Here is a 16,066-nt window from a genome sequence, read left to right on the forward strand (position 1 = left end):
GTAACCCGTCGGTGCCGAGAGCGTTGCAATGAACCCCGTATACAACGCTCGCTCGCCGCGCTGCGGGACGCAAGGAACCGTCCTCTGCAAGCTCGGCCTGATTAGTGTACAAAGCGAACTAATTTCCGATATCCGGAATAACGAGAAGAACAGGTCGGCGACATTGCGCCGGTTCTCACCCGCCCCCCATCCGCTGACCTCATGCCCACCGCTCGCGTTGCGCGCGCCGGCGCGCCGCGCCCGGCCCTGTTCTCGATCACCTGGCCTTTGCTGGCCGAGCTGCTGCTGGGCATGCTGGTCGGCTTGGCGGGGCTGTGGATGGCATCGCGGATGTCCGACGAAGCCTCGGGCGCCTTCGCGCTGGTCAACCATCTGCAGGCCGCGTTCTTCATTCTCTTTCGCGTCATCAGCATGGGGGTCAGCGTCGTCATCACGCAGAACCTCGGCGCCGGCAACCGGCGCACGGCGGACGAGACGGCACGCGCCTCGCTCGGCGCTACTTCGTGGCTGGCGGGCATCACGGCGGCTGCCGTGGCAGTGGCGGCGCCGTGGCTGCTGCACTGGATGAATGCGCCGGACGGCGTGATGGCCCTGGCGGTGCCGTTCCTGACGATGGCGGCCGTTGCGCTCGCGCTCGATGCCTACAACGCAACGATGGCAGCGGTGATGCGCGCGCACCTGCATGCGCGCGACACGCTCTACAACATGCTGGCGATGCATGCGCTGCACCTGCTGCTGTGCGTGCCGCTGATGAGCGGCTTCGGGCCGTTGCCGCCCCTGGGGCTGGTCGGTTTCGCGCTCGCGATGGCGCTCAGCCGTGCCTTCGGCCTGGCCTGGCATTTGTGGCTGTGGCGTTGGCGGCTGCAACTGGTGCCCACCGCGCGCGACTGGTGGGCGCTGCGCTGGCGCCGGCTCGGGCCGGCCTTGCACATCGGCCTGCCGGGAGCCGCCGAGGCGGTCGCCTACCGGCTGGCGCTGATGGTCAGCATCGCGATGGTGGCCCGCATGGGCGCGGCGGAACTGGCCACGCACAGCTACACGATGCAGGTGATGTATTTCATCCTGCTGTTCGGCCTGGCGATCGGCTTTGCCAGCGAGATCCTGGTCGGTCACCTGGTCGGTGCCGGCGCATTGCACGAGGCGCACCGGCTCGTGCGCAAGAGCGTGCGGCTCGGTCTGGCGGTCTCGACGGGCGTCGCGTTGCTCGCGGCGATCGGCGCGCCGTGGTACCTGCGTCTGTTCACCAGCGACGCGCGCATCGTCGAGACGGCCACGCAGCTGCTGTGGCTGACGGTGCTGCTGGAGCCGGGGCGCACCTTCAACCTGGTCGTGATCAATGCGTTGCGGGCCACCGGCGATGCACGCTTTCCGGTATTGGCCGGCGCGCTGTCGATGGTGCTGGTGCTGGCTGGCGGCTCGTGGTTCCTGGGCGTGTATCTCGGCTGGGGCCTGGTGGGCGTGTGGATCGCGTATGCGGCCGACGAGTGGCTGCGCGGCTTGACGATGGCGGCGCGCTGGCACTGGCGGGGCTGGGTGCCGCATGCGCGCGAGACGCATCGGCGGGTGGGGCGTCAGCGGGCGGTGTCCGCCTAGCGCAGGAAGTCGAGCAGGCTGCTGTCGTCGAGCGACGCGTGGCCGGCGGCGCAGGCTTGCGCGAACAGGCTCGCCGCCGCGACGCCGAGCGTGGGCCGGACACCCGCTGCACCGGCGGCGTCCAGGGCCAGGCGCGTGTCCTTGGCCAGCAGCGCAGTGTGCGCGTGGACTGCGACGTCGCCCGCCAGTGCCCGGTGCATGCGGTCGCTGCCGATCCAGCTCTGCCCGCTCGATTGTTCGATCACCTCCAGCGTGCGCACGGCATCGAGTCCGAGCCGCTCGGCCAGCAGCACGGCCTGCGCGGCGGCCGCCAGGTTGATGCCGGCCAGCAGGTTGTTGACCAGCTTGGTGCGGGCGCCGTCGCCGATGCGTTCACCGAGCCGGAATACATGCCCCGACAACACGCCGAGCAGCGTGGCGTGCCGCTCGAAAACGGCCGTGCTGCACGCGACCATCAGGCTCATGCTGCCGTTGCGTGCTCGCGCGGGGCCGCCGGACATCGGCGCGTCGATGCAGTGGAGGCCCAGGGCGGTGAGCCGTTGCGCGCACGCCTCGGTGCAGTCAGGGGCGATCGTCGGGCACAGCATCACGCAGCGCTCCGGGGCCAGCGTGGTCGCGATGCCGTCCGGGCCGAACAGCACGGCCTCGGTCTGCGCGGCATCGACGACCGCGACGATCACGCAGTCGCTGCGCGCAGCCAGTTCGGCCGGTGTGGCGCAGACCACTGCACCGAGGGCCGCGAGGGCATGTTCCCGTGCGGCGTCGACATCGCGCACGGCGACCGGCCAGCCCTGCGACAGCAGCCGCTCGGCCATCGCGCCGCCCATGTTGCCGACCCCGACGATGCCGATGCGCTGCGCAGCTGCGGTCATCGCGACCTCCCGGTTCAGGACATCATCAGCCGCCGGCTCTTGGCGATCGACATCAGGATGCCGACGCCCAGGCCGAGCGTCACCATCGCGGTGCCGCCGTAGCTGATGAAGGGCAGCGGCACGCCCACCACCGGCAGAACCCCGCTGACCATGCCCATGTTCACGAAGGCATAGGTGAAGAAGATCAGCGTCACCGCGCCGGCGAGCAGCCGCGAGAACATGGTCGGCGCTTCGCCCGCGATGACCAGCCCGCGGAAGATCAGGAAGATGAAGCCGAGCAGCAGCGCCACGTTGCCGGCCAGGCCGAACTCTTCCGAGTAGGCGGCGAAGATGAAGTCGGTGGTGCGCTCGGGGATGAACTCCAGGTGCGTCTGCGTGCCCTTCATGAACCCCTTGCCGGTGAGCCCACCCGAGCCGATCGCGATCATGCCCTGCAGCGTGTGGAAGCCCTTGCCGAGCGGGTCCTTGCTGGGGTCGAGCAGCGTGCACACGCGGCCCTTCTGATAGTCGTGCAGCACCGGCCAGTCGACACCGGGCTGGCAGATGCGGTCCTCGGACAGCACCAGCGCCGAGATGGCAACCACGCCGGTGACGAGCACCGGAATGATCAGTTTCCACGACAGGCCGGCGAAAAAGATGACGTACAGCCCGCCCGACATCACCAGCAGCGAGGTGCCCAGGTCGGGCTGCTTCATGATGAAGCCGACCGGGACGGCGAGGATCATGACCGCGACGAGAAAGTCCGGCGTGCGCAACTGGCCTTCGCGCCGCTGGAACCACCAGGCCAGCATCAGCGGCACCGCGAACTTCAGCAGCTCGCTCGGCTGGATCACCGTGACGCCGACGTTGAGCCAGCGGGTCGCACCCTTGCGGGTGATGCCGAACAGCTCGACGCCGAGCAGGAGCGCGACGCCGACGATGTACAGCGGCACCGCGATGGCCATGAGTTTCTGCGGCGGGATCTGCGCGACGACGAAGACCACGGCCAGCGCGATCAGCATGTTGCGGCCGTGGTCGACGAAGCGGGTGCCGTGATCGAACCCGGCCGAATACATCGTCAGCAGCCCGGCCCCGCACAGCAGCAGTACCGCGAGCGCGAGCCAGCCGTCGAAGCCCAGGAAGATGGGCTTGGCGCGCTGCCACAGGGAGGGTCGTTCGAAGGCGACGTTCATCGGACGGCCTCGGGTGGCGTCGAAACGGGGGCGACCTGCGAGGCAGGCACCGGCGTGGCGGGGCTCGAAGCGGCGGGGTCGGGGTTGGACACCGGCAGCGCCGTCCCGCCCGCGGACGGCACGGCCGCGACGGGCAGAGGCAGCGGCACCTCGGACGCCACGCGCGGCGCGCCGACCGGGGCACCGGTCTCGCCGCGTTGTGTCGCGATGATGTCTTCCTCGCTGGGGTAGGTGCCGGTGAGCCAGTAGTCGAGCACCCGCCGCGCGATCGGTGCGGCGGCCTGCGCGCCGAAGCCGGCGTTCTCGACGATCACCGCCAGGGCGATCTTCGGGTCATCGACTGGCGCAAAGGCCACGTACAGCGAATGGTCGCGCAGGTATTCGGCCATCTTCGAGGCGTTGTACTTTTCGTTCTGGCGGATGCCGACGGCCTGCGCGGTGCCGGTCTTGCCGCCGCTCTGGTATTTGGCGCCCAGGAAGACCCGCGTCGACGTGCCTTCCTGGGTGACCGCATACATCGCGCGCTTGATCACGTCCACGTGCTCCGGCTTCAGGTCCAGCGGCTCGACCGGTTCGGAGCCGACCGGCCGGCGCTCGTGGGTGACGACATCGCGGATCTCGCGCACCAGGTGCGGCACGTGGCGCTCGCCTCCCGAGGCCAGCGTTGCCAGCGCATGCGACACCTGCAGCATCGTGAAGTTGTTGTAGCCCTGGCCGATGCCCAGCGAGATGGTCTCGCCGGCATACCAGCGCTGTTGTTCCGGCTTCTTGTAGGCCTTGCGCTTCCACTCGGTCGACGGCAGCACGCCGCGCACTTCGCCGTCGATGTCGATGCCGGTGATCTGCCCGAAACCGAACGGCGCGAGTTGCGAGTACATCAGGTCCACGCCCATCTCGTTGGCCAGCGAGTAGTAGTAGACGTTGCTCGACTTCACGATCGAGCGGTGCATGTCGACCATGCCGAGCCCGCCGTCGCCGTGGCTGCGGAAACGGTGATTGCCGAACATGAAAATGCCATTGTCGAGAACGGCCTCGTTGGGACCGCGCTTGCCGGAGTTCAGCGCTGCGATCGCCATGAAGGGCTTGAAGGTCGAGCCGGGAGGGTAGGTGCCGCGCAGCGCACGGTTCAGCAGCGGCTTGTCGGGCGACTCGTTCAGCGAGCGCCAGTTCTCGACGTCGATGCCCTCGACGAAAAGATTGGGGTCGAAGGTCGGCTTGCTGACGAAGGCCAGCACCTCGCCGCTTTTCGGATCGATCGCTACCAGCGCGCCGCGCCGTGCGCCGTACAGCTGCTCGACGAGCGCCTGCAGCTTGATGTCGATCGACAGCATCACGGTGTTGCCGGGGGTCGCCGGGCTGGAGCGCAGCCGGCGCACGGCGCGCCCGCCTGCGCTGGTCTCGACCTCCTCGAAGCCGGTGATGCCGTGCAGCTCGCGCTCGTAGCTCTGCTCGATGCCCAGCTTGCCGATGTAGTCGGTGCCGCGGTAGTTGGCAGCGTCTTCCGACTCGTCGATCTTCTCCTTCTCGGCCTGGTTGATGCGACCGATGTAGCCGATCACGTGCGCGCCGACCTCGCCGAGGGGATAGTTGCGGAACAGCCGTGCCTTGATGTCCACGCCTGTGAAGCGGTAGCGCTGCACCGAGAAGCGCGCCACCTCCTCGTCGGACAGCCGGGTGCGGATCGGCAGCGACTCGAAGCTCTTCGACTCGTCCATCAGCCGCTTGAAGCGGCGCCGGTCGTAGCTGGAGATCTGCACCACCTGCGCGAGCTCGTCGATGGTCGCGTCCAGGTCGTCGATCTTCGACGGGGTCAACTCCAGCGTGTAGGCCGAGTAGTTGTTGGCCAGCACCACGCCGTTGCGGTCGAGGATCAGCCCACGGTTCGGCACGATGGGCACCACCGCGATGCGGTTGTTCTCGGCGCGCGTGGACAGCTCGTCGTAGCGGATCACCTGCAGGTAGGCCAGCCGCGCGAAGATGAGACCGAAGCACACCAGCACCATCGCGCCGGCGAACAGCAGCCTCGCACGAAAGCGCGACAGCTCGAGTTCGACGTTCTTGAGTTCGGTCATCGTCAACGACCCACGGGGAGGGGTCTACAGCGGCCGGTTGGCGTCGGGGTCGGGCGGTCGACGCTGGGGCGCCAGCAGCATCCAGGTGGCCACCGGCCACAACATCGATTCGAACAGCGGCGCGAGCAGCAGTTCCCAGCCAGGAAACAGTCCTCCCGCAATCAGTCGAATGATCACGGAAACCGCGTGTGCCGCGAAGAACAGCGGCAGGATCTGGACCGCCTGCGACAGCACGGTAAACCACAGCAGGCGGCGGTGGATGGTGATGGCGAAGTACGACAGCAGCGTGTAGGCCAGGGCATGCTGGCCCAGCAGCGCGCCGTCATGCACGTCCATCATGACGCCGAAGGCGAAGGCCGCACCCACGCCGACGCGGCGCGGCTGGTGCACGTTCCAGAACACCAGCGTCAGCGCCAGCAGGTCGGGCATCGCGGTGGTCTTGCCGATCGGCACCAGGTTGACCGCGAAGGCGAACAGCAGCGAAAACCAGATGAAGACCGGGTTGACCGGCAGCAGCAGCTGGTCGGAACCGCGCGGCATCATCGGACGGCCCTCGCTTTCCGGGCCGGGCCGGGCTCCGCCGCGTCTTCGGGCGGGCGCTCAGGCAACTGTGCGCCGATAGGTTGCACGACCAGCACATGGCGCGCACTGACGGGCGAGGCGACCGGCACCAGCGCGATCTTCGCGAAGGCCGAATCGGCGCGGCGGTCGACCTTGGTCACGCGCGCCACCGCCAGGCCCGGCGGGTAGACGCCATCGACGCCCGAGGTGCTCAGCAGGTCGCCTTCCGCCACGTCGGCGTTGGTTGCCATGAAGCGCAACTCCATCGCGTCGCTGGCCGGGTCGCCGTAGGCGACGCCGCGCACCATCGTGCGGGTGTTCAGCACCGGGATCAGGGCGGCGCGGTCGGTCAGCAGCGTCACTTCGGACGTCAGCGGGTAGACGCGCGTCACCTGTCCCAGCACGCCGTTCTCGTTGATCACCGGCGAGCCGCGCGCGACGCCCTGGGTGCTGCCGATGTCGATCACCACCCGGCGGCTGAAGGGGTCGGGCGTGTCGTAGAGCACCTCGGCGGCCTGGGTACGGGCCTGCACGGCGGGGCGCAGCTGCAGCAGCGCGCGCAACCGGGAGTTTTCGCGTTCCAGTAGTTCGACCCGGCTGACACGGGCGGCCTGCTCGGTCAGCTGACGGCGTGCCGCTGCTTCGTGGGCGCGCGCTTCCTTGATGCCGTCGAAATAGGCACTGCCGGACACCGCCATTTCCACCGGCACCAGCAGCGCACGCTGGATCGGGTGCAGCACCGTCGCGACGACGGCGCGCAGCGGCTGGGTGATGTTGAGCCGTGTGTCGGCCACCATCAGGAAGAAGGCGAGCGCCGAGAAGAACATCAGGCGCGTCAGCGCCGACGGCCCTTGCTTGAAGAAGGGCGGTGGGGTCCGATCCAGGGTGCCGAGCGGCATGTCGGGACTCTACTGGCCTTGAGGGCGAACGTGTCCGGCCACGGGGGAGCGGACACGCTTCGAGTCTCGGCTCACTCCGAGGTGAAGATGGCGCCCAGACGCTCCATGCGTTCCAGTGCCATGCCGCAGCCGCGCACCACGCAGGTCAGAGGGTCTTCGGCCACCAGCACCGGCAGGCCGGTTTCCTCGGCCAGCAGGCGGTCGAGGTCGCGCAGCAGCGCGCCGCCACCGGTCAGCATCATGCCGCGCTCGGCGATGTCGGCGCCGAGTTCGGGCGGTGTCTGCTCCAGCGCGTTCTTCACCGAGGAGACGATCTGGTTCAGGGGGTCGGTCAGCGCTTCGAGGATCTCGTTGGAGCTGATCGTGAAGCTGCGGGGCACGCCCTCCGAGAGGTTGCGGCCCTTGACTTCCATCTCCTTGACCTCGGAGCCCGGGAAGGCGGAGCCGATTTCCTTCTTGATGGCTTCGGCGGTGGGTTCGCCGATCAGCATGCCGTAGTTGCGGCGGATGTAGTTGATGATGGCTTCATCGAACTTGTCGCCGCCGACGCGCACGCTGCCCTTGTAGACCATGCCGCCCAGCGAGATGACGCCCACTTCGGTGGTGCCGCCGCCGATGTCGACCACCATCGAGCCGGACGCCTCGGACACCGGCAGCCCGGCGCCGATGGCTGCGGCCATGGGCTCCTCGATCAGGTAGACCTCGGAGGCGCCGGCACCCAGCGCGGATTCGCGGATCGCGCGGCGCTCGACCTGGGTCGAGCCGCAGGGCACGCAGATGATGATCCGCGGGCTGGGCTTGAGCACCGAGCGCGGGTGGACCATCTTGATGAACTGCTTGAGCATCTGCTCGGTGACCGTGAAGTCGGCGATCACGCCGTCCTTCATCGGCCGGATGGCCTCGATGTTGCCGGGGACCTTGCCGAGCATGGCTTTCGCCTCGGCACCGACCGCCTGGATGGTTTTCTTGCCGTTGGGGCCGCCTTCGTGGCGGATCGCCACCACCGACGGTTCGTCGAGCACGATCCCCTTGCCGCGCACGTAGATCAGTGTGTTCGCGGTGCCCAGGTCGATGGCGAGGTCCGTCGAGAAGTAGCGACGAATGGATTCGAACATGTTGCGTGTCGAGCAGGTCGGGCCGGGGCTGTGAGCAACTGGCGTCGCAGCCGGGGCGACCAAGTGTTTTTCGGGTTTTCTCCGGAACCGCTCCGGGGCGCGTCCCATGCGCCCTTTTGCGCGCTTTTCAGCACGAAACCGGCGCAGATCGCTGGGTAGGAGGTGGTCCGGGACCACCGGCGCTCAGCAATCGGGCCGGCTGTGGATAACGGGCGATAATACCCGATCCACCCCGCGCCGATCGCTGCGGGAACCACCCAAAAACCAACTAATTTACATGGCCCTGACTTCAGATGACGTCAGCCGCATCGCCCATCTCGCCCGGCTGGAGCTGAGCGGCGAGGAACAGGCGGCGATGCTGCAGCAGCTCAACGGCTTTTTCTCCATCGTCGAACAGATGCGCGCGATCGACACCACCGGGGTCGAGCCGCTGTACACGCCGCTGTCGGCGGTGCAGGACGTGGCCTTGCGCCTGCGCGCTGACGCGGTGACCGAGGCCGACCAGCGCGAGGCCAACCAGCGCAGCGCCCCGGCCGTGGAAGACGGGCTCTTCCTCGTGCCCAAGGTCATCGAGTAAGGGGTCGGCGATGGATCTGCACCGCATGACGGTGGCCGAGATCGGCCGCCAACTCGAGGCGCGCGCCGTCTCGAGCGTTGAGCTGACGAAGCACTTCCTTGCGCGCGTTGCAGCGCATGAACAGCTCGGCGCCTTCCTGTGCACCGACGAAACCGTCGCGCTGCGGCAGGCCGAGGCCGCCGACGCGCGCCGCGCAAAGGGCGAGGCAGGGCCGCTGGTCGGCGTGCCGGTGGCCCACAAGGACATCTACGTCACGGCCGACTTCCCCAGCACGGCGGCGTCGAAGATGCTGGCCGGCTACCGCAGCCCGTTCGACGCGACGGTGGTGGCCAAGCTGGCCGTGGCCGGCACCGTGACGCTCGGCAAGCTCAACTGCGACGAGTTCGCGATGGGCGGCAGCAACGAGAACTCGGCCTACGGCGTGGCACGCAACCCATGGGACACCCGCCGCATCACCGGCGGGTCGTCGGGCGGCTCGGCTGCCGCGGTGGCCGCGGGCCTCGTGCCCGCAGCCACCGGCACCGACACCGGCGGCTCGGTGCGCCAGCCGGCCTCGCTGTGCAATGTCACCGGCATCAAGCCGACCTATGGCCGCTGCTCGCGCTACGGAATGATCGCGTTTGCGTCCAGCCTGGACCAGGCCGGGCCCATGGCACGCACCGCCGAAGATTGCGCGCTGCTGCTGACGGCGATGAGCGGCTTCGACGAGCGCGATGCCACGTCGGCGGACCAGCCCGTGGAAGATTTCACGGCGGCCGTTCGCGCCGCGCGCGCCGGCGCCACCGCCGCACAGCCGTTGAAGGGCTTGCGCATCGGCCTGCCGACGGAGTTCTTCGGCGCCGGCGTTGCGGCCGACGTGACGCAGGCGGTGCGCGCCTCGCTGGCTGAGTTCGAGAAGCTCGGCGCGACGCTGGTCGACGTGTCCTTGCCGCGGACCGAGCTGTCGATCCCGGTTTACTACATCATCGCGCCCGCCGAGGCGAGTTCGAACCTGAGCCGCTTCGACGGCGTGCGCTATGGGCACCGCGCGCAGGCGTACAAGGACCTGCTCGAGATGTACAAGAAGAGCCGGTCCGAGGGCTTCGGCCCGGAGGTCAAGCGTCGCATCATGATCGGCACCTATGTGCTGAGCCACGGCTACTACGACGCCTACTACCTGCAGGCGCAGAAGCTGCGCCGCATGATTGCCGACGACTTCCAGGCAGCGTTCAGGCAGTGCGACGTGATCGCCGGCCCTGTTTCTCCGACCGTGGCGTGGCAGATCGGCGGCAAGACGGACCCGGTCGCCAACTACCTGGCCGACATCTTCACGCTGCCCGCCAGCCTGGCCGGCCTGCCCGGCATGAGCGTGCCGGCCGGCTTCGGCGAAGGCGGCATGCCGGTGGGCCTGCAGCTGATCGGCAACTACTGGAAAGAGGGCGAGTTGCTGCACGCTGCGCATGCCTTCCAGCAGGCCACCGACTTCCACCTCTGCGCACCGGAGGGCTATTGAGATGAGCACGAAGAGCAAACTGGTGCGCGGCTACGAGGTGGTGATCGGCCTCGAAACGCACGCGCAGCTGTCGACGCAATCGAAGATTTTTTCCGGCGCCAGCACGCAGTTCGGCGCTGCGCCCAACACGCAGGCCTGCCCGGTGGACCTGGCGCTGCCCGGCACGCTGCCGGTGATGAACCGGGCCGCGGTCGAGCGGGCCATCCGTCTCGGCCTGGCGGTCGGTGCGCATGTGGCACCGTTGTCGATCTTCGCGCGCAAGAACTACTTCTACCCCGACCTGCCCAAGGGCTACCAGATCAGCCAGTACGAGATCCCGGTGGTGCAGGGCGGCACGATCGAGTTCTACGTCGGCGACGAGCCGCACACGGTGCGGCTGACCCGCGCTCACCTGGAAGAGGACGCCGGCAAGTCGCTGCACGAGGACTATCACGGCCAGACCGGCATCGATCTGAACCGCGCCGGCACGCCGCTGCTGGAGATCGTCTCCGAGCCCGACATGCGCTCGTCGGCCGAGGCGGTCGAGTACGCGAAGGCGCTGCACGCGCTGGTGGTGTGGCTGGGCATCTGCGATGGCAACATGCAGGAAGGCAGCTTCCGCTGCGACGCCAACGTCTCGGTGCGCCAGCCGGGCGCGCCGTTCGGCACCCGCCGCGAGATCAAGAACCTCAACAGCTTTCGCTTCCTGCAACAGGCGATCGACTACGAGATCCACTGGCAGATCGACCAGATCGAGGACGGCCTGGCGATCCAGCAGGCCACCGTGCTGTTCAACCCGGACACCGGCGAAACCCGCTCGATGCGCACCAAGGAAGACGCGCACGACTACCGCTACTTCCCCGACCCCGACCTGCCGCCGCTGGTGATCGCACCGGAGTGGATCGAGCGCGTGAAGGCCGAGATGCCCGAACTGCCGCGCGTGATGGCCGAGCGCTTCCAGCGCGACTATGGTTTGCCGGCCTACGACGCGACGATGATGACGCAGTCCAAGGACTTCGGCCGCTACTTCGAGACCGCTGCGCAGGCCTGTGAGCAGCCCAAGCTGGTGGCCAACTGGCTGATGGGCGAGGTGTCGCGCCGCTTGAACGCGGAAGGGCGCGAACTGGCCGCGAGCCCGGTCAGCGCCGGAACGCTTGCCAGGATGATCGGCCGCATCGCTGACGGCACCATCTCGAACAACGGCGCCAGGCAGGTGTTCGAGGCGCTGTGGACCGGCGAGGGCGCCGACGTCGACGCGGTGATCGAGGCCAAGGGCCTGAAGCAGATGTCCGACACCGGCGAGCTGGAAAAGATCCTCGACGAGGTGTTGGCCGCCAACGCCAAGTCGGTCGAGGAATTCCGCGCCGGCAAGGAAAAGGCCTTCAACGCGCTGGTCGGCCAGGCGATGAAAGCCACCAAGGGCAAGGCCAACCCCGCGCAGGTCAACGAGCTGCTGAAGAAGAAGCTCGGCTGACGCCGACGCACCAAGACAAAGGCCGGCGATCGCCGGCCTTTGTCGTTCCCCGCGCACCTTGCACCCCATCCGAGCGACGCCGCGGATCCGGCTCCGCCGGTCCGCTGGTGTCGCCCCTCGAGGGGCCGCCGCAGGCGGTAGGGGGGGTCTTACTTCATGGGTTTGATGCCCTTGCAGTCAGCGCCCAGCCACTTCGCCGCCTGTTCCATCTTCATGCTCATCGGCTGGCCATTCACCGTGCCTTGCATCGTCATCGACGTCCGGTAGCCCTCGGGCGTGATGTCCCAGCCGCGGCCTTCGCCTTTCACGCCGCCCTGCGGGCCAGTGCACGTGAAGGCGAACTTCGCCTCGCTCGACGACACCGGCGCCACCTCGTGCTCGCACTTCATGTTGGGGTCGGGAGCCTGTGCGGTCGGGTCGCGCTCGGCCATCTCCTTGGACAGGCAGTAGCGTGTGACATTGGGCTTGTCGGTCAGGCCCACGCCCTGCTCGCGCATGATCTTCTCCATCTGCGCACGCTGCGCCGGCGGCATCTGCGCCATCATGGCCTGCATCTCGGCCTGCGACGGCATCTTCTGGCCGGCGACCTGGCCGCTCTGGTGGGTCTGCTGCACTTCCCACAGGCCGGGCTTGCGCTTGGTGAGGGTTTGCGCCTGCACGCCGATGCACGCGGCGCACAGCGCGGCAAGGGCCAGGGACCGCGTCAGGGAGCGGAAGGTCTTCATCGGGGTGTCCTTTCTTCAAGGCCGTCAGGGGAGGTCACCGGGTCCAGATGCCGCGTGCGAGCATCGTCGCGGCCAGCGGGATCAGGATCAGCAGGTGCGCTTCGATCATCACCCACTTGCGTGCCTGCTTCACTTCGGATTCGGGCGGCAGCGTGCCGTTCGCGTCGACCGTCTTGCGCCAGCGCGCGAACATCAGCGTCGGCTTGATCGACAGCAGGCCGATCACGACGAACAGCGTGAACTTGAGGTGCAGCAGCGGCTGGCTCCAGTACCAGCCGAACCCCTTGATGCCCCACACCGTGCGGGCCAGCCCGGTGGCCAGCACGGCGAGCGCCGTCAGCATATAGACGAAGTCGATCTTCGCAAGCCGGCGGACGACCGCGGCGTTCATCCATTCGGTGCGGCACAGCGCGGCCTCGCTGGTGAGGAACACGACCAGCGAGAGGATGGCGACGATGTGCGCATAAGCGAGCAAGGATTCGAGCATGTCCAGTGCGACGTGGTGGCGACGGGGCATTGTGGAGGCCGCCGCCTTGCTTTACAACGCCGGCCGGTGGCGGGCCGGTTCGGGCGGCCCGAGCCGGTCGACCGCGAGAGCCATGCGTTCATCGAGAGAGCCGGTCAGACGCGTGTAGCGGACGCCCGCATCCGCCAATGCCGTCTCGTACCAACGCTGCTGCCAGGCACGGAAGGCGTCGTCGCGGCGCGTGCCGTCCTGCACGAAGTCGAAGTCGGGCTCGCAGAGCAACACCTGTGCGTAGCCGCGCGCGGCAGCCGCGACCAGCGCGGCGGGCTGCTCGCCGAACATCGCCACGCTGTAGCACAGGGTGGTCAGCGGCGAGGTGTCGCAGAACAGGAACTGGTGGGCCTCGGCAAGCAGATCCTGTTCCCGCTGGATCTGTGTCTCGGCGATGTGCAGCAGGTCTTGCGGCGTCAGTTGGCCGCCGCGTGCTTCCCAGTGCTCACGGCCGTATTCGGGCGCCCACACCGTGGCGTAGTGCTGCGCCAGCCGGGCGGCGAGCGTGGTCTTGCCGGTGGATTCTCCGCCCAGCAGGCACACGCGCTGGACAAAGCTGCGGTAGACGCACGCGGCCATGTCGTGGCGGTGGCGGTGAGGGTGGCGGCGCAGTTGCGTGCCGCAGATCGGAAACCGCACGCGGTGGAGGTCGAACAGCGCCGGCTCCACCGGCCCGCCCTGCCGGTGCGCGATGGCCTGCGCCGTCGGCTGCACGTAGGCTTCGCTGCCGAACAGCACGTCGATGCGCAACTGCAGCACGTCGGTGAGCAGCGCCGCCAGGTAGGGCTGGTGCAGCGAGTCGGCTGCACCATTGGGCAGCAGCGGCGCGAAGCCGGGTGCCAGTGCGTGCAGCGTGGCGTCGTCGAGCACGATGCTGCGTGCCTGCGGGAAGCGCTCGTGCAGCCACTGGCGGCGCCGTAGCGCGTCGCAGGGCTCGAACTCGGGCACGCTGTAGCCGAGCACGACGACCTCGTCGCACTGCGACAGCGCGTGGTGGATCAGCGCCTCGTGGCCCAGGTGCAGCGGCGAGAACTTGCCGACCACCAGGCCGGTGCGCCATCGGGCGGGGCTCATGCCTGCTGCTCCCGCTGCATCCGGCGATGCCAGTGCCACCACCCGTACCACGCATTGCACCAGTAGGCCGCATACAGCATCGCGGTCACGTGGAGGCCACGCGACAGGTACAGCGGCACGGCAAGGGTGTTGACCGCGAGCCAGCAGGGCCAGGTCTCGAGACGGCGCTGCATCAGCAGCAGTTGTGCGAGCACGCTGAAGGCGGTGACGGCCGAGTCGGCCAGCGGTGCTGCCGCATCGGTGTGGTGGCGCAGCAGTGCGGCATATGCCAGCGTGGCGAGCAGCGCGACCGACGCGGCCGCCGCGGTGTGTTGCCACCCGGCCCGGGTGACGGGCAGTGCCGGCCGTGTGCCCACCCGGCTCCATCGGTACCAGCCCCAGGCGCTGGTCGCGATGAAGAAGCCCTGCAGGCCGGATTCGGCGTACAACCGGGCACCGTGGAAGACGACCGCGAACAAGGCGCAACCGAGCATGCCGGTCCACCAGGTGTGCACGCTGTTGCGGGCCGCCAGCACGACGGAAACCGTGATCAGCAGATTGGCGGCGAGTTCGATGTCGAGGGTCACGAAGACTCCAGATCGCTGGTGTACTGCACCAGCTTGTCGCCGGGCGCCAGCGCAACGATATCGATGGGCAGCGCGGGGCCGAAGGGCCGGCACAGTGCGGCCCGCAGGGCATCGCGATCTGCCCGCGGCGGGTCGACCTTCAGCAGCAGGCTGCCGTCCCCGCGCTGATGGAGCGCCCAGCGCACCAGCGCGCAGCCTTTCAGGGCGTGGGTCACCTCGATGTTGTTGAGCCATTGTCCGTCGGGGCGTCGGAAGCGCACCGGCGGCCGGCCTTGCAGGTCGAACAGGGCCGGCCCGTGGCGCGTGCGCCCCAGACGGGCATGGTCGCCGGTGCGGTAGCGCAGCAGCGGCAGCCACGGGTTGAAGCCGCCTGTGAGCACGATCTCGCCGTGCTCGCCTTCAGGCAAGGCGCGCCCGTCGGCGTCGACGATCTCGACGAACAGCCGTGACTGCAGCAGCACGTGGGCTTCGCCGTCGGGGGCGCGCACGGCGATCGGGCCGGCCTCGTTCATCGAGTACAGGTCGAGTACCGGGGCTTGCAGTTGCGCCTCGAACTCGGCACGCAGTCCGTCGGACAAGGCCATCGACGTGGACAGCACCGCACGCGGACGGTGCGACAGACCCAGCCGGCACAGTTCGGCCAGCGACACCGGATCGCCGGAGATCAGCTCCGGCCGCAGGTCGTCGAGGTAGCGCCGGCGGTCGTCTGGCGAGCGCCAGTCGGCAGGATGCAGGTTGAGCTTGACGACGCCGCATTCGTCACTGAGCGGGTTGACCGAGACGTAGGTGAAACACCGCTGCTGGAAGCCCGCCAGCACGATGCCGATCTCGCCGCGGCCGGCCCGCGGCACGATGCCGTACAGCCGCAACGCCCGGCAATGGTGGCTGAAGTAGGCTGCAGCGACCCGGGGGTGAGACGGCACCTGGATCGGATGCCCGGTGGTCCCGCTGGTGGTGAAGCACAGCAGGCGCGAGAGTCTCGCGCCGCGGGGCACGAAACCGGCCACGTTCGCCGCGAGATCGGCACGGCTGGTCGTGGGTATGCCCTGCCACGAGGTCGGCAGCGAGCCGCGTGCAAGAAAAAAAGGCACGGTCGCGCCGCAGCGCCGGGCGTGGCGCCACGCCCAGCCCGGCGGGGTGCGGGGATCGGGCCCCGATGCGTGCAGGATGCGCAAGTGGTGCCAGCGCACCATCCAGCGGTCGGCGCGTGTGAGCCGATGTCCGCTGCGGTGACGGAACACCGGCGCGTGAGGGTGTTGCACCAGGCGCTGCAGCAAGGCAGCGGACGCCGGCGACAGCCCGGGCAGCCGCGCGGCGTCCCGCCAGGCGGCGTCGGCCCCCGGAGGCTGCTCGCAATGGGTGGGGCCGGGCGTCACGG

General features: G+C 68.6%; 15 protein-coding genes. 4 read left to right on the forward strand and 11 right to left on the reverse strand.

The annotated features are described in order from the left end of the window. Window positions 1-201: 201 nt before the first annotated feature. Window positions 202-1,593 carry an MATE family efflux transporter gene (locus M8A51_RS06255; RefSeq protein ID WP_251777336.1) on the forward strand — a complete coding sequence of 464 codons (1,392 nt, stop codon included), beginning with the start codon at window positions 202-204 and terminating at the stop codon, window positions 1,591-1,593. Here M8A51_RS06255 and M8A51_RS06260 read toward each other — a convergent pair. From M8A51_RS06260 to M8A51_RS06285, 6 genes are all read right to left on the reverse strand, one after another. Next, a complete protein-coding gene (locus M8A51_RS06260) occupies window positions 1,590-2,465 on the reverse strand; it encodes an NAD(P)-dependent oxidoreductase (protein ID WP_251777337.1) in 876 nt (291 codons plus the stop codon). The two genes, M8A51_RS06255 and M8A51_RS06260, sit on opposite strands and share 4 nt — an antisense overlap. Window positions 2,466-2,479: 14 nt before the next feature. Next, window positions 2,480-3,637: a rod shape-determining protein RodA gene (gene rodA / locus M8A51_RS06265; RefSeq protein ID WP_251777338.1), complete on the reverse strand. Its 1,158-nt coding sequence runs from the start codon at window positions 3,635-3,637 to the stop codon at window positions 2,480-2,482. Beyond that, window positions 3,634-5,709, reverse strand: a complete 2,076-nt coding sequence (mrdA, locus tag M8A51_RS06270; RefSeq protein WP_251777339.1) for a penicillin-binding protein 2 — start codon at window positions 5,707-5,709, stop codon at window positions 3,634-3,636. The genes rodA and mrdA overlap by 4 nt, the downstream gene beginning before the upstream one ends. 24 nt (window positions 5,710-5,733) lie before the next feature. Next, on the reverse strand, window positions 5,734-6,252 hold the full coding sequence (mreD, locus tag M8A51_RS06275; RefSeq protein ID WP_251777340.1) for a rod shape-determining protein MreD: 519 nt from the start codon (window positions 6,250-6,252) through the stop codon (window positions 5,734-5,736). Continuing rightward, window positions 6,249-7,169: a rod shape-determining protein MreC gene (mreC, locus tag M8A51_RS06280; RefSeq protein WP_251777341.1), complete on the reverse strand. Its 921-nt coding sequence runs from the start codon at window positions 7,167-7,169 to the stop codon at window positions 6,249-6,251. Before mreC ends, mreD begins: the two co-directional genes overlap by 4 nt. A gap of 71 nt (window positions 7,170-7,240) precedes the next feature. Continuing rightward, window positions 7,241-8,284 (reverse strand): rod shape-determining protein, encoded by a 1,044-nt coding sequence (locus M8A51_RS06285; protein ID WP_251777342.1) that lies wholly within the window; start codon window positions 8,282-8,284, stop codon window positions 7,241-7,243. Between the two features lie 277 nt (window positions 8,285-8,561). Here M8A51_RS06285 and gatC point away from each other — a divergent pair, with 277 nt between their 5' ends. The 3 genes from gatC to gatB are packed head-to-tail and all read left to right on the forward strand — an operon-like array spanning window position 8,562 to window position 11,806. Then, entirely contained in the window at window positions 8,562-8,861 is a 300-nt protein-coding gene (gene gatC, locus M8A51_RS06290; protein WP_251777343.1) for an Asp-tRNA(Asn)/Glu-tRNA(Gln) amidotransferase subunit GatC, read from the forward strand. 10 nt (window positions 8,862-8,871) lie between these two features. After that, window positions 8,872-10,353 carry an Asp-tRNA(Asn)/Glu-tRNA(Gln) amidotransferase subunit GatA gene (gene gatA / locus M8A51_RS06295; RefSeq protein ID WP_251777344.1) on the forward strand — a complete coding sequence of 494 codons (1,482 nt, stop codon included), beginning with the start codon at window positions 8,872-8,874 and terminating at the stop codon, window positions 10,351-10,353. Window position 10,354: 1 nt separating this feature from the next. Further along, window positions 10,355-11,806, forward strand: a complete 1,452-nt coding sequence (gene gatB, locus M8A51_RS06300; RefSeq protein ID WP_251777345.1) for an Asp-tRNA(Asn)/Glu-tRNA(Gln) amidotransferase subunit GatB — start codon at window positions 10,355-10,357, stop codon at window positions 11,804-11,806. A 149-nt stretch (window positions 11,807-11,955) separates the two neighbouring features. On the opposite strand, the gene M8A51_RS06305 is transcribed toward gatB, so the two are convergent. From M8A51_RS06305 to M8A51_RS26475, 5 genes are read right to left on the reverse strand one after another with little or no spacing between them, the layout of a single operon-like run. Next, a complete protein-coding gene (locus M8A51_RS06305) occupies window positions 11,956-12,531 on the reverse strand; it encodes a DUF3617 domain-containing protein (protein WP_251777346.1) in 576 nt (191 codons plus the stop codon). 34 nt (window positions 12,532-12,565) lie between these two features. After that, on the reverse strand, window positions 12,566-13,048 hold the full coding sequence (locus tag M8A51_RS06310) for a DUF2214 family protein (RefSeq protein WP_251777347.1): 483 nt from the start codon (window positions 13,046-13,048) through the stop codon (window positions 12,566-12,568). Window positions 13,049-13,069: 21 nt separating this feature from the next. Next, window positions 13,070-14,122: an AAA family ATPase gene (locus M8A51_RS06315; protein ID WP_251777348.1), complete on the reverse strand. Its 1,053-nt coding sequence runs from the start codon at window positions 14,120-14,122 to the stop codon at window positions 13,070-13,072. Beyond that, window positions 14,119-14,688, reverse strand: coding sequence for a nicotinamide riboside transporter PnuC (pnuC, locus tag M8A51_RS06320; protein WP_251777349.1), 570 nt, complete (start codon window positions 14,686-14,688; stop codon window positions 14,119-14,121). The genes M8A51_RS06315 and pnuC overlap by 4 nt, the downstream gene beginning before the upstream one ends. Continuing rightward, window positions 14,685-16,064, reverse strand: a complete 1,380-nt coding sequence (locus tag M8A51_RS26475; protein WP_251777350.1) for an AMP-binding protein — start codon at window positions 16,062-16,064, stop codon at window positions 14,685-14,687. The genes pnuC and M8A51_RS26475 overlap by 4 nt, the downstream gene beginning before the upstream one ends. Window positions 16,065-16,066 lie beyond the last annotated feature (2 nt).

The sequence above is a fragment of the Caldimonas mangrovi genome, from assembly GCF_023721835.1.
Lineage (GTDB): Bacteria > Pseudomonadota > Gammaproteobacteria > Burkholderiales > Burkholderiaceae_C > Caldimonas > Caldimonas mangrovi.

What these genes read in the sequence shown, in the direction of transcription:
- gatC (WP_251777343.1), top strand. Translation starts at nt 8,562, where the DNA reads ATGGCCCTGACTTCAGATGACGTCAGCCGCATCGCCCATCTCGCCCGG.
- M8A51_RS06260 (WP_251777337.1), bottom strand. Translation starts at nt 2,465, where the DNA reads ATGACCGCAGCTGCGCAGCGCATCGGCATCGTCGGGGTCGGCAACATG.
- M8A51_RS06285 (WP_251777342.1), bottom strand. Translation starts at nt 8,284, where the DNA reads ATGTTCGAATCCATTCGTCGCTACTTCTCGACGGACCTCGCCATCGAC.
- mrdA (WP_251777339.1), bottom strand. Translation starts at nt 5,709, where the DNA reads ATGACCGAACTCAAGAACGTCGAACTCGAGCTGTCGCGCTTTCGTGCG.
- mreC (WP_251777341.1), bottom strand. Translation starts at nt 7,169, where the DNA reads ATGCCGCTCGGCACCCTGGATCGGACCCCACCGCCCTTCTTCAAGCAA.
- M8A51_RS06255 (WP_251777336.1), top strand. Translation starts at nt 202, where the DNA reads ATGCCCACCGCTCGCGTTGCGCGCGCCGGCGCGCCGCGCCCGGCCCTG.
- gatB (WP_251777345.1), top strand. Translation starts at nt 10,355, where the DNA reads ATGAGCACGAAGAGCAAACTGGTGCGCGGCTACGAGGTGGTGATCGGC.
- M8A51_RS06310 (WP_251777347.1), bottom strand. Translation starts at nt 13,048, where the DNA reads ATGCCCCGTCGCCACCACGTCGCACTGGACATGCTCGAATCCTTGCTC.
- M8A51_RS06315 (WP_251777348.1), bottom strand. Translation starts at nt 14,122, where the DNA reads ATGAGCCCCGCCCGATGGCGCACCGGCCTGGTGGTCGGCAAGTTCTCG.
- rodA (WP_251777338.1), bottom strand. Translation starts at nt 3,637, where the DNA reads ATGAACGTCGCCTTCGAACGACCCTCCCTGTGGCAGCGCGCCAAGCCC.
- mreD (WP_251777340.1), bottom strand. Translation starts at nt 6,252, where the DNA reads ATGATGCCGCGCGGTTCCGACCAGCTGCTGCTGCCGGTCAACCCGGTC.
- gatA (WP_251777344.1), top strand. Translation starts at nt 8,872, where the DNA reads ATGGATCTGCACCGCATGACGGTGGCCGAGATCGGCCGCCAACTCGAG.
- M8A51_RS06305 (WP_251777346.1), bottom strand. Translation starts at nt 12,531, where the DNA reads ATGAAGACCTTCCGCTCCCTGACGCGGTCCCTGGCCCTTGCCGCGCTG.